Below are 11,392 nucleotides of genomic sequence, written 5' to 3'. Positions count from 1 at the left end.
ATAGCATGCTTGGGAGGTAAAGCATACCAAAAAATAGCATTCAGGCTAGCGCCTGTCGCACATTCCTCCCCCGTTTGTAGAAGCGGAAGTATCCTGTGCGAACCTTGATGAAGTCGATAACCTTGCCGTTGCTGTAGTAAAGCGCCCAGTCCGGATGCTCCTCATAGAAAGCTTTGCTGGCCGCATATACCGCGCCGTACGCGATCGCCTTCATCCCGTAGCGGCGGCAAAGCCCGATTTTCTCCTTCACCACTTTGAGGCTTAGTTCCCTTCCCATCAAGTCCGTGAATACGTCTTGAGGCGGAACGAGATCGTTGTGGCGGTACATCCAGTCGTAAAACTGCACCAGGTTGAGGTGCAGCTTATTCAGGCTCGCGACATCCTGTCCGTCGCCTTCCAATTTGCTGTGAAAATCGCTGAGAAAGCCGTACCGTGTCGACCGTCTCCAATCGGACACGACGTCGAACGAGGTGGAAAGCCATTGCAGCGCCGGATCTCCTCCCACGAGCGCCACATCGACGCCGTAGCCTTTGAAATCGGCCATGAACGGCTCCAGGTCCGCCACATGAGTCGTCACCGGTTTCGAATCGAGCTTGACATCCAGCAGCATGCTGTACACGATACGGTTCAATTCCCGAACGACGACTTCCATATGCAGCGCCTGCTCATTACCGGTACGATTATCGATTTCGATCGCGATGCGCACAGGTTCGCCCTTCCGGTACTGCGCTTTTAACGGATACACATCTTTAATGCCGAACATGGCCTTCACCCTTTAACTGCGCCGGCAGTTATTCCTTTAATGAAATATTTTTGGAACAGCAGAAACGCAATGACGGCCGGAGTAAGCCCGATCACCGAAGCGGCCGCCATCAGGTTCCACTGCGCGCCGTACTGTTGAAAGAACATGGACACGGCCAGCGGAATCGTCCGCAGCTCCAGGCTTTGCAGGAAAAACACGGCCTGGCCGTAGTTATTCCACACCGCGAGGCCCTGGAGAATGACCACAGCGGCCGTAACCGGGCGCAGAAAATGAAACGTGACCCGCCAGAACGCGGTAAACGGCGTGCAGCCGTCGATGATCGCCGACTCCTCCACCTCGCGCGGCAGCCCCTTGACGAAGCCCGTGTACAGAAAAACGGAGAACGGCAGCCCGTTCGAGGCCATCAGCAGAATCATGGCCCACTGGGTATTGATGCCGCCGATCGATTTCATCAGCGAATACAATGGCACGGTAATGATGATCGCCGGGATCATCATGCAGATCAGCAGCACATTGAACACCAGGGAATGAAATTTGTTGTTGTACCGCGAAATGGCGTACCCGGCCATGGCCGACGCCAGAATGATCAAGGCAACCGCGCCGACCGCGATGATCAGGGAATTGACCGTCGCATTGCCGATATCGGATTTCCGCCAGGCTTCCAGATAGTTCGGAAAGTAAAAATCGGGAAGCAGCAGCAGTCCGTCGAACAAGGTGCGCGACGGTGTATTCAGCGATAGATAGAGAAGAATATAGAACGGGATCAGCGACAGCAAGGCCATAATCGTTACGATGGCATAGGTGCCGAACGTTCGCGTCCATTTCATGGCGTTGCCTCCTACATCTCAAACTCTTGCTTGCGGATGAATCTCATAAATACGATCACCGGAATGACGATCATGACGAACAGAATCATCGCGACGGCTGTTGAATAGCCGGTAAAGCTGCCGTAAAGCATCCGCAAAATGTATATGCTCAGCGATTCGGTGCTGTAGCCGGGCCCCCCGTCGGTCAGGGCGATGATCACCTCGAATACAGACAACGAACCTATAATATTCGTGACGACGTTGATTTTGATCGATTGCACGAGCATCGGTACGGTCACATAAAACAGCTTGCCGCCGTATCCCGCGCCGTCGATCTCGCAAGCCTCGTACAGCTCCCTGGGAATCGACTGCAGACCGGCCAAATAGATGATCATGGTCATGCCGACGAACTGCCATACGTTGACGAGAATCAGGACGACCAACGCCGAGTTTGCGTCGGCCAGCCAGTTTCCGCCCGTCAACCCCACATTTTGCAGCAGGTAAAACAGAAATCCGCGTCCCGGCTGAAGAATGAAATACCACACATAGCCCATAATCAGCGGGCTGATCACCGCCGGCAAATACACGATGGCGCGCACGAAGGCTTTTCCCTTGAAGGCGCGGTCCAGCACAAGCGCGTACAGAAAGCCGAACAGGTTCAGAAGCGGAGCGCTGCCCAGGGCGAACAGCACCGTGTTGGACACGTCCGTTTTAGCCCGCTCGTCCTTGAAAAAATCGGCAAAGTTCCGAAAGCCGATGAAATCCGGCTTGGTCACGCCGTTGGAATCGGTCAGGCTGATCCCGACCCCCTGCGTTAACGGATAAATAAAAAACAGCGCGAACAACAGGATGGCGGGAACCGCCATGAAATAATGAAGATTGTTCGCAATTCGCCGCGTTATATGCATGCTATTCTCTCCGTTCCAATGCCGCTGACCGGTACGCGCGTCTTCTTATGCGCGGGCGGCATACCGGCCGGCAGCGGTTCAGTCCGTCTCTTTAGCGGAAAACCCGATCAACGCGTCGCGTTCCAGGCTTTATCCCATGCTTCGCGGTATGCTTTGGCGAATTCGATGCTGGTATATTTGCCCGCCAGCAGCTCCTGCACCATTTTGCCCGCATCGTCTCCCGAGAAGCCCGAAGGCGTATCCGTAAACGGAATGTTGACGCCTGTTTTCAACGCCTGGGTTGCCTGCTCGTTGAGCGGACCCCAGTTCGCGGTCACGTCGGTGAACGCCGGCGGCGACTTCAGGAATTCGCTGTAGGCCTGCAGGTTCTCGGGCTGGATCAGGAACTCCAGAAACTTCTTCGCTTCTTCCGGATACTTGGAATCCGCGGTAATCGCATAACGGGAATCGTCTGCGGAAAGCACCACCGGCTGCGTGCCGTCCATGATCGCCGGGTACGGGCTGAATCCGACGTTGGATGCGATGTCCGGATTCATTTTCAGCAGGTCGCCCATCACCCACATGCCCTGGCTGATGATCGCCGCTTTACCGGTCGAGAAAGCTTCCTTCTGGTTGTCATAGGTAGCGGTCAGCGCATCGGCATTGATCAGGCCCGCTTCCTTCAGCTCGAGCAAACGCTTTGCGAACGTGTCGATGACGCCGCCTTCCGCGTCGAACGCCAGCTTATCCGATTCGTTGTTGATGAACGCGACGCGCGAGCCGTTCACGCCAAGCTTCTGCTTAATGATGCCGTGCGGCATAAATTCGATCAGGTGTCCGAGCGTCCAGGAATCCCGTCCGGCAAGGAACATCGGCACGACGTCCGGCTTCTTGTCCTTGATCGTTTGCAGATTCGCCTTGAACGCTTCCCAGGTCAAAGCCTCTTTCAGGCCGAGCTCTTCGAAAATCTGCTTGTTGTAGAAAATGCCGGCCATCGTCACGTTCGTGGCGACCCGGTATTGCTTGCCCGTCTTGACGTCGGTCGACAATTCCTTGATGGACGGCAGCACGCGCGACCAGAACGGCTCGTTCGAGAGATCCAGATATTTGCCCTGGTCGATGTAATCCTGCTCGACGACCGTCGTAATATCCGGCACGTCGCCAGCCGCGAATTTAACCTTGATGACGCTGCTTGCGTCCTTCTGATACTCCTGCACGACCTCGATGCCCGGATTTTCTTCGTTGAACTTTTTGATCAGCTGATCCATCAATTCGATCGTTTCCACCTTGCCGGTAAAAAACTTCAGCTTGACTTTTTCCTTCGGTTCTTCTTTTGCCGGCTCTTCCTTCTGACTGTTCGCCGCGGCGTCGCCCGCCGGCTCCTGCCCGTTGTTCTCCGGCGCCTTTTGGTTGCTCCCGCATGCCGCCAGCAGCGAGATCATGAGGGTCAAGACGAACAGCAAGCTTACCGTTTTGTTGCGTCTGTTGCGTTTGTTGCGCATTTTGTTTCCTCCCTTTTTTGGTTGTTTCCGTGTCCCCGAATCGGTGCACCTTAAGCATAATCCTTGTCGATACAAGCCGAAACACCGGAAAGTTACGATCGAGGTGTGGTTTTTACAGATCGGCCATCAAACGGTTGTTCACCGCCGCCGGAACGGTTAGACTGAAATCGGGACGGTGAAAAACGATGATCCGCTTGAAAAAATACCGCGACTGGAGCCTGAAAAAAAAGCTGCTCATTTTTTCGGCCCTTTTTATTCTCGGCTCAATTTATCTGGTTGCTTTTATCTCCTACTACAAGTATACGAGAGATTTCGAAGCCCAGGCCGGGGGCCGCGTGCAGCAAATCATCGAGCAGGTATCGTTTAATATCGACTCCTATCTGGACGATCTGTACCGCCTCTCCCTGTCCGTGTATCTGAACGACGGTATTATGGAGGCGATCGAGGAAACCTACGATTCCTCGTCGCTGGCGCAGCTGGAGAAGCGCCGCCTGATCGAGAACTATCTGGAGGAAATGCTGATCTATCCGCGCGGCGATATCAATCGCGTCTTTGTCATTACGGACGAAATATACTCGTCGGGCCGCCTTCAGGTGAGCGTCGACGATACGAAGCTTGTGAAGCAATACGGCTGGTACAAGCAGGCCATGGCGACCCGCGACACGATTTTTGTCCCGGCGCACATGCAGCAGATGGTCAATCAGGGGCCGAAAGTATTTTCCATCGTCAGGCAGCTTCGCAGCACGCGCAACAGCGACAGAATTCTCGGCGTCATTAAAGTGGACGCGAACTACAGCGGGATCGAGAATATAAGCCGGAAAGTCGATATGGGCAAAGACGGCGGCCTGTTTATTGTCGACAACAGGAACAATGTCATTTACCAGAGCACGCCAAGGCTGGACGCCGTGCGATTCGTCAAGGAGATCCGCCGGAGCGGCAAAAGCTCGACCAAGGTCACGTATGACGGTACCCCTTATCTGCTCAACACGACCCTGCTGCCCCGCTCCAACTGGAGCATTCTCGCCGTGAACTCCCTGCCGGAATTGAACGCCGGCGCCAGGGAAACGCGCAATTTCGGTTTGTGGATCGCCCTGCTGTCCGCGGCTTTCGCCTTTATCCTGTTGCTGTGGTTTCTCAATAAATTTCTCAAACCGCTGCTGACGGTCGTGCGTCTGATGAGAGAGGTGGAGCGCGGCGACCTGACGGTGCGGTTTCCGGACAAGCGCGGAGACGAGGTCGGCTATCTCGGCAGCTCCTTCAACTCGCTCGTCTCGCGAATCAGCAAGATGCTGGAGGAAAATACGCAGCTGGTCAAACAGGTGTACGAAACCGAGCTGCTGCAGAAGGAAGCCCAGGTGCTTGCGCTGCATAATCAGATCAAGCCCCATTTCATATTCAATACGCTCAATATGATCTCGATGCAGATGCAGATCGGCAACCAGCCCAAGGCGATCGACCATATCCACAAGCTGAGCAGCATTCTGCGGAGCATGTCGTTCTGGGATAAAGACATTACGCTCCAGCGCGAGATCGAATTGCTTAACGCTTACTTAAGCATCCAGAGCAGCCGTTATGACGGCAGGCTGGAATACGACATCCGGATCGATCCGTCCTTGATGTCGTACCCGGTGCCCGCCCTGCTGTTTCAGCCGATCGTCGAGAACGCCGTGATTCACGGCTGCGAAACGAAACGCGAGAAAACGACCTTGCGCATATACAGCGAGCTGAGCGGCAGCCGGCTGCGGTTCGTTATCCGGGATACCGGCATCGGGATGGATCCGGCGGCGCTGGAGCGGCTGCGGCGAAGACTGGACGGCGGCCCGGACGAAGGCCCGCCGCCCGGACCGCCCGTATCGGATGGGTCGGTTGGTTCGGGCGGTTCGGGCGGTTCGGGCGGCCGGCGCAAAGGGCACGGCATCGGTCTGGTGAACGTCAACAAACGGATCAGAATGAAATACGGAGCGGATTACGGTCTCTCGGTAGACAGCAAGCTTCATCATGGAACGACGGTAACGATCGACCTGCCGGTTCCGAGTCAGGAGGAGAGCGGTCATGTATAAGGTCATGCTGGTGGACGACGAGCCGTTGGTTCGTCAATATCTTCGCCTGCACATTCAGGAGCAGCATCCCGAATGGGAAATCGCCGCGGATGCGATGGACGGGCAGGAAGCCTGGGAGAAGCTTCAGCAGGAGAAGGTCGATCTTGTCATTACCGATATCAAGATGCCGCTTATGGACGGGATTGAATTGTGCAGGCTCATACATGGAATGGCCAACGCGCCTCAGGTCATGATCTTATCCGGTTACGATGAATTCGCGCTGGCTCAGGAGGCGATTCGTCACGGCGTCCGGAATTATTTGCTGAAGCCGGTCGTCAAGGAGGATCTGACGGAAGCCTTGGACGCGGTCACCTCCCATCTGGAAATCAAAAACCGGGAATCTCTCGCCTTTTTCTCGCAGAAGAGCCTCTCCAAGGAAAGCCAGGCCCAGGTCGTCAAGCAGTTTCTTAAAGCGGTGGTCAGCGAAAGCGCCGTTGAAATCAAAACGCTCTACCCGCTCATTTTCCGGCTCAAGCTGCAGCTGATCGAAACCGAAGGCGTCATCATGATGCTGGACCTCGACGAGGAACAGCTCGTCCGCAAATCGATTCCTTACAACGATTTTATGGTGTTCCGGTTTATCGTTCAACAGATCGCCGTGGAAATTTGCGGGGAGCTGGGGCACGGGTTTGTTTTCCTGGATGAAGACCAGTGCACGTGCGTCCTTGTCTCCGGGGATGATCACGGGCAAATTCTGCATAGGTGTTCGGCCGTCTATCGGCAAGTAGCGGATGCCATGCTCCATCATACGGTCATTACGGTGACCGGAGCGCTGGGATCGATGGAAAGCGAGCTGTTCCATCTGCACGCCTCTTATGCCGCGGCTTCACGAAACTTGCAGCAGCGTCTTTATGCCGGGGAACCGGCGCTGTTTGCGCCGCGGGAAGACGGCGGTCGTTCCGATGGCCCGGATCTGCTGCCGTCCCTCGGTCAATCGCTGGCCGCCGTCCGGTTCGCCTTGTTCGATCGGAATGAAGTCGCCTATACGGTCGCCCTCAAGCAATATATCGAGCATATGCCGGCATACACGCCGCGCGCGCTGGCCAAATTCGGCATCCACATGATGAAAAGATTGATCGACGGGAAAGGCGAGCTGTACGGGCGGGGGCTGGAAAAAGCGTACCGGCACCTGCAGCGCGTATTCATCGAGCGACCGGAAGGGTGGACGGCGGAATCCGTATTGGCCGTCTACAGGGACATCGCATGCTGCTTCGTCCCGCGTTACGATGGCCGGCAAGCCGAGGCGGCGGACGAGACCGACATCGCAAGCCGGGCAAAAGCCTATATTTATACGCATTACGCCGAGCCCTTGAGCCTGGCTCTGCTTGCCGAGAAGCTGGGTGTGACGCCCAATTATTTAAGCAGCGCCTTCCATAAAGCGTTTCAGGAAACGTATATCAAGTTTCTGACGCGCGTCCGGATGGAGCAGGCGGCCAAGCTGCTGAAAGACCATCCGCCCGAGAAGGTATACGATGTCGCGGACAAGGTCGGCTACTTCAGCGTCAAGCATTTCTCGCACGTTTTCAAACAGCACTTTAACCTTCCTCCCGGCGAATATCAGGAGCTGCATTTGTCCGCCCAGCGGCGCGACGGTGTGGCGATAGAACCCGAATGAAGTTTGGAAGTAATTGGCAGTTATGCTCAAAAGGATATTCCTATTGTGTGAATGCTAAAGTAAACTTAAGATGTTATTTCTAAATGATTCTTCTCTTTATTTAAAGGATAAATAAACCGAACGAAAAGGAGCATTTTTCATGAGCGAAAATAACAACAATCGTACGCTACGTCTTCTATTTCCGCAATGGCAAGGTGGAGGGAATAACCCTCCATATATACTGGGAGCTCATTTGTTAAACTGGCTTGCTCCCAAGTCAGAGGGTCCTTTTGAAGAAGTACCAGTGAGTTCAAATCTTGATGAGGAAAAAGTGAATGGCATCATGGCTAGAGGTACCGTGCTGAAACAAGCTCGCTCTGCAAAGGAACTAATTCATAAGCACAACCCTGATAGTATCGTCGTTTTGGGAGGAGATTGCAGCGTTGAACTTGCCCCTTTTGCATACTTGAATGAGAAATATAAAGGAGACACTGCTCTACTATGGGTTGATGCTCATCCTGACGTCTATATTCCTGAAGATTTCCCAAATCATCACGCAATGGTCCTTGCGAATTTACTTGGAGTAGGTGATAAAGAATTTGTAGCAGAGGTCCCACGTATTTTTAAGCCTGAACAAGTGCTATTTGTAGGGTTAAATGATTTGTTGGAGCCGCTAAACTCTGGGCCATTGCGAAATTTGAAATTGGATATTCTGGGACCGGACGAGATTAAACAAGATAGTTCGAACGTGCTCCAATGGTTAGATGAACGGAAACCATCTAAAATAATTATTCATTTTGATTTGGATGTTCTGGATATGACAGAATTCCGCTCGCTCTTGGTTGCTTACCCAGGAACATATGAGGAGAATAAGGATAAGTTTCCGCGGGGAGTAAGAATGGAAGCTATTATCCGTGTTTTGCAAGATATAGCCAAATCATATGATGTCGTTGGTCTAGGGATAACTGAGCATTTCCCTTGGGACTCCTATTTCTTGCAAAACATGCTCTCTCGTTTACCTTTAATTGGTGATATTGACAAGACCGAACGCCCTAAATTTAACCCGCTTTAAGAATAATAATCTGGTGTATCCGGGGTATCCTGCCAGCGGAGGCGGTTATTTGACCTGAGTGTAGTGGTGCGTAAAGGCCCCGTAGAGGGGCTTCCCTTTATGCCAGAACCCTGTTATGATAAAAACACTTATTAAAGATATTTAATAAGTGTTTGAAATCGAGGTGATGTTTTGGTGAGCGAAAAGCTATCAACGCCGAAAGAAATGAAGAAGGTGATTCTGAGAGGCATTCGCGCAACGCTTTTAGCGTCTGGAAGCGCAACGAAAGTCGAGCTAAGTGAAAAGCTGGGGATTAGTTTTCCGACGATCAGCAAGTTTATTACCCAGTTGGAGAACGCAGGCGAACTGATGTCCGTCGGTCTCGACGACTCGAGCGGCGGGAGAAGGGCTCGACGTTACGCATATAATCCTGATTATCAGTTGGGCGCCACGCTGTTTCTAGAGAAAACGGAAACTCAATACAGGATCTATAACGTATTGGGTGAAGTGAAGGAAAAAGGGACTTCCTCTGGTTTTCTTCAGGATGGAATCGAGACACTGGCGAAGCAAATTGTGTCCTTGATCGAGCGGCACCCTAGGATCCGTTCGCTTGCTTTCGGCGTACCTGGATCGGTCAACGACGGGCGGATCATCTATATTCCGGGATACGAGAAGTTTCAGAATTTTGACCTGAAAGGCTATATCGAAGCGCGATTCGCGCTTCCTGTTGTCGTGGAGAACGATATGAACGCGGCCGTCTTGGGCTACTACGACAAGATGAACTTCCGCGAGAACCACTCACTGATCTACCTGTATTTCGGTCAAAACGGACCGGGGGCCGGCATAATGGTCAACGGCAACGTCGTGCGGGGAAGCACGTCATTCTCGGGTGAAGTCTCTTTCGTTCCCCTGTATGACGAACGAAACTTTCAACAAGCGATTACAGACGCTGAAGGAACGGTCACCGTCATGCACGAGACCATCGGGGTCGATGCCGTGAGCCGGCTGGTCGCCTCGTTTACGGCGATCCTGAACCCGAATGCCGTGATCTTTTGCCGCGATGAAGTAACAAGGGACCTTCTGGAAGCCATCGCAACAAGAAGCGCGTCCTATATTGCGAAGGAGCATCTGCCTAAACTTACGGCGAGCGACTGGAAAGAAGATTACTTAAACGGGTTGAAAAAGCTAGGGCTGCATTTAATGATTTCCGCAAACGACGATTGAATCTTAAGACGGGAGCACACATGTGTGGGTACGATTTTACTATTGATCATTTATTTGGCCTTTATCAGCCTCGGGCTGCCCGATTCCTTGCTCGGAGCGTCATGGCCCGTCATGCGGCCGGATCTGGAAGCACCAATCGGAATGGCCGGGTTGTTGTCGATGACGGTTACCGTCGGCACGATTGTATCCAGCTTGGTAAGTGGAGCCGTTGTGCGCCGGTTCGGCACGGGACGCGTCACGCTGGCATGTTGTATCATGACGGCCGGCGCGCTGCTAGGATTTTCGTATGCGCCATCGATCGTTTGGTTGATCGTGTGCGCCATCCCACTTGGGCTTGGCGGAGGGGCCGTCGATGCCGGACTCAACCATTACGTAGCGGCGCGTTATAAAGCCCATCACATGAGTTGGCTGCATTGTTTCTGGGGTGTCGGAGCGACGGCCGGTCCAATAATTATGGCCGCGTTCTTGTCTGGGAATGCTTCTTGGAGAGAAGGGTATCTGGCCGTAGCCGGAATTCAGTTCGCGTTAGTTATCTTGCTTTTCGTAACGCTCCCGTTATGGGGGCATCTAGCTGGGAAATAAGGCCCGGCTTTGGCGCTGAGCAAGCGGAGGCGGGACCGTCGCTTGATAACGGGGAAGAACAAACCGCAGCATGTAAAGGGTGTCAAGTATGCATTGGGATCGTTTTTATTCTACTGCGGGGTCGAGGCGACGGTGGGCTTGTGGGGCAGTAGTTATCTGGTAAAGATGAAAGGGCTGCCCGCCGACGAAGCAGCATTTTGGGTTTCGATTTACTTTGCGGGCCTAACAATCGGAAGGTTCATCACCGGATTCGTCACGTTCAAGGTGAGCAATCGCCTGCTAATTCGAGCTGGCCAGATAACAGCGCTTGCCGGTACGCTGCTCCTGCTGCTACCGCTTCCGACCGGTTTCGCGCTGAGCGGATTGCTGATCACCGGACTGGGACTCGCGCCGATTTTCCCATGCATGTTACATGAGACGCCTGTTCGATTCGGTCAGGCGCACGCACAACGGATCATGGGTTATCAGATGGCCGTTGCCTATACGGGAAGCACGTTGATGCCGCCGCTTCTCGGACTGCTTGCCGGGTTCTCGACTATAGGCATATTCCCACTCTATATCGTCGTATCGGCTGCCACCATTCTATTTTTCTCGGAACGGTTGAACCTCTTCCTGAACAGGCGGAACGAACGTAACGACGCAATCCACCAACACTAAAGATTGGAGTTGTGCTATGAAAACGGAAAAAGAAAAAATGCTAAGCGGTGAGCTCTATCACGCCGGTGATCCCGAACTGACGCAAGATAGGTTGAATGCCCGCAAGCTTACCCGACTCTTCAATGAAACGCTCGAGACGGACCTCGACCATCGAACGAAGCTATTAAAAACACTATGGTGCTACAAGATGTCAAGACAGTTTTTTAGAATTTTTAAGGTGTGAAATA

The 11,392-nt window shown here is 53.3% G+C and carries 9 protein-coding genes and 1 pseudogene; 6 read left to right on the top strand and 4 right to left on the bottom strand.

Annotated features, from left to right (window positions below; all coding sequences use genetic code 11):
- Positions 1-40: 40 nt before the first annotated feature.
- The 4 genes from RWM61_RS19330 to RWM61_RS19315 all read right to left on the bottom strand — a co-directional run bounded on the left by RWM61_RS19330 (position 41) and on the right by RWM61_RS19315 (position 3,958).
- Entirely contained in the window at positions 41-763 is a 723-nt protein-coding gene (locus RWM61_RS19330) for a glycoside hydrolase family 66 protein (RefSeq protein WP_314003869.1), read from the bottom strand.
- Between the two features lie 5 nt (positions 764-768).
- Positions 769-1,590 (bottom strand): carbohydrate ABC transporter permease, encoded by an 822-nt coding sequence (locus RWM61_RS19325; protein WP_314003867.1) that lies wholly within the window; start codon positions 1,588-1,590, stop codon positions 769-771.
- Between the two features lie 11 nt (positions 1,591-1,601).
- Positions 1,602-2,477, bottom strand: coding sequence for a sugar ABC transporter permease (locus RWM61_RS19320; protein WP_314003865.1), 876 nt, complete (start codon positions 2,475-2,477; stop codon positions 1,602-1,604).
- A 107-nt stretch (positions 2,478-2,584) separates the two neighbouring features.
- A complete protein-coding gene (locus RWM61_RS19315) occupies positions 2,585-3,958 on the bottom strand; it encodes an extracellular solute-binding protein (RefSeq protein ID WP_314003863.1) in 1,374 nt (457 codons plus the stop codon).
- A gap of 185 nt (positions 3,959-4,143) precedes the next feature.
- Here RWM61_RS19315 and RWM61_RS19310 point away from each other — a divergent pair, with 185 nt between their 5' ends.
- The 6 genes and pseudogenes from RWM61_RS19310 (at position 4,144) to RWM61_RS19285 (ending at position 11,388) form a co-directional block, all read left to right on the top strand.
- The gene (locus tag RWM61_RS19310; protein WP_314003861.1) at positions 4,144-6,018 is read left to right on the top strand and encodes a sensor histidine kinase; all 1,875 of its coding nucleotides are present in this window, start codon (positions 4,144-4,146) and stop codon (positions 6,016-6,018) included.
- A complete protein-coding gene (locus RWM61_RS19305) occupies positions 6,011-7,672 on the top strand; it encodes a response regulator (RefSeq protein WP_314003859.1) in 1,662 nt (553 codons plus the stop codon). The genes RWM61_RS19310 and RWM61_RS19305 overlap by 8 nt, the downstream gene beginning before the upstream one ends.
- Before the next feature lie 139 nt (positions 7,673-7,811).
- Positions 7,812-8,723: an arginase family protein gene (locus RWM61_RS19300; RefSeq protein WP_314003857.1), complete on the top strand. Its 912-nt coding sequence runs from the start codon at positions 7,812-7,814 to the stop codon at positions 8,721-8,723.
- A gap of 174 nt (positions 8,724-8,897) precedes the next feature.
- The gene (locus RWM61_RS19295; protein ID WP_314003855.1) at positions 8,898-9,926 is read left to right on the top strand and encodes an ROK family transcriptional regulator; all 1,029 of its coding nucleotides are present in this window, start codon (positions 8,898-8,900) and stop codon (positions 9,924-9,926) included.
- Positions 9,927-9,950: 24 nt separating this feature from the next.
- Positions 9,951-11,165, top strand: a pseudogene (locus RWM61_RS19290) (MFS transporter).
- 16 nt (positions 11,166-11,181) lie between these two features.
- On the top strand, positions 11,182-11,388 hold the full coding sequence (locus tag RWM61_RS19285; protein WP_399539058.1) for a maltose acetyltransferase domain-containing protein: 207 nt from the start codon (positions 11,182-11,184) through the stop codon (positions 11,386-11,388).
- The last annotated feature ends 4 nt before the right edge of the window (positions 11,389-11,392 follow it).

The sequence above is a fragment of the uncultured Paenibacillus sp. genome (genome assembly GCF_963515335.1).
Lineage (GTDB): Bacteria > Bacillota > Bacilli > Paenibacillales > Paenibacillaceae > Paenibacillus_I.
Note: the sequence above shows the minus strand (reverse complement) of the source record. Positions and strands in the feature narration are given on the sequence as shown.

Bases quoted from the DNA above. Each gene is read 5' to 3' on its own strand.
- RWM61_RS19305 (WP_314003859.1), top strand. From the start codon at position 6,011: ATGTATAAGGTCATGCTGGTGGACGACGAGCCGTTGGTTCGTCAATAT.
- RWM61_RS19315 (WP_314003863.1), bottom strand. From the start codon at position 3,958: ATGCGCAACAAACGCAACAGACGCAACAAAACGGTAAGCTTGCTGTTC.
- RWM61_RS19285 (WP_399539058.1), top strand. From the start codon at position 11,182: ATGAAAACGGAAAAAGAAAAAATGCTAAGCGGTGAGCTCTATCACGCC.
- RWM61_RS19325 (WP_314003867.1), bottom strand. From the start codon at position 1,590: ATGAAATGGACGCGAACGTTCGGCACCTATGCCATCGTAACGATTATG.
- RWM61_RS19320 (WP_314003865.1), bottom strand. From the start codon at position 2,477: ATGCATATAACGCGGCGAATTGCGAACAATCTTCATTATTTCATGGCG.
- RWM61_RS19330 (WP_314003869.1), bottom strand. From the start codon at position 763: ATGTTCGGCATTAAAGATGTGTATCCGTTAAAAGCGCAGTACCGGAAG.
- RWM61_RS19310 (WP_314003861.1), top strand. From the start codon at position 4,144: ATGATCCGCTTGAAAAAATACCGCGACTGGAGCCTGAAAAAAAAGCTG.
- RWM61_RS19300 (WP_314003857.1), top strand. From the start codon at position 7,812: ATGAGCGAAAATAACAACAATCGTACGCTACGTCTTCTATTTCCGCAA.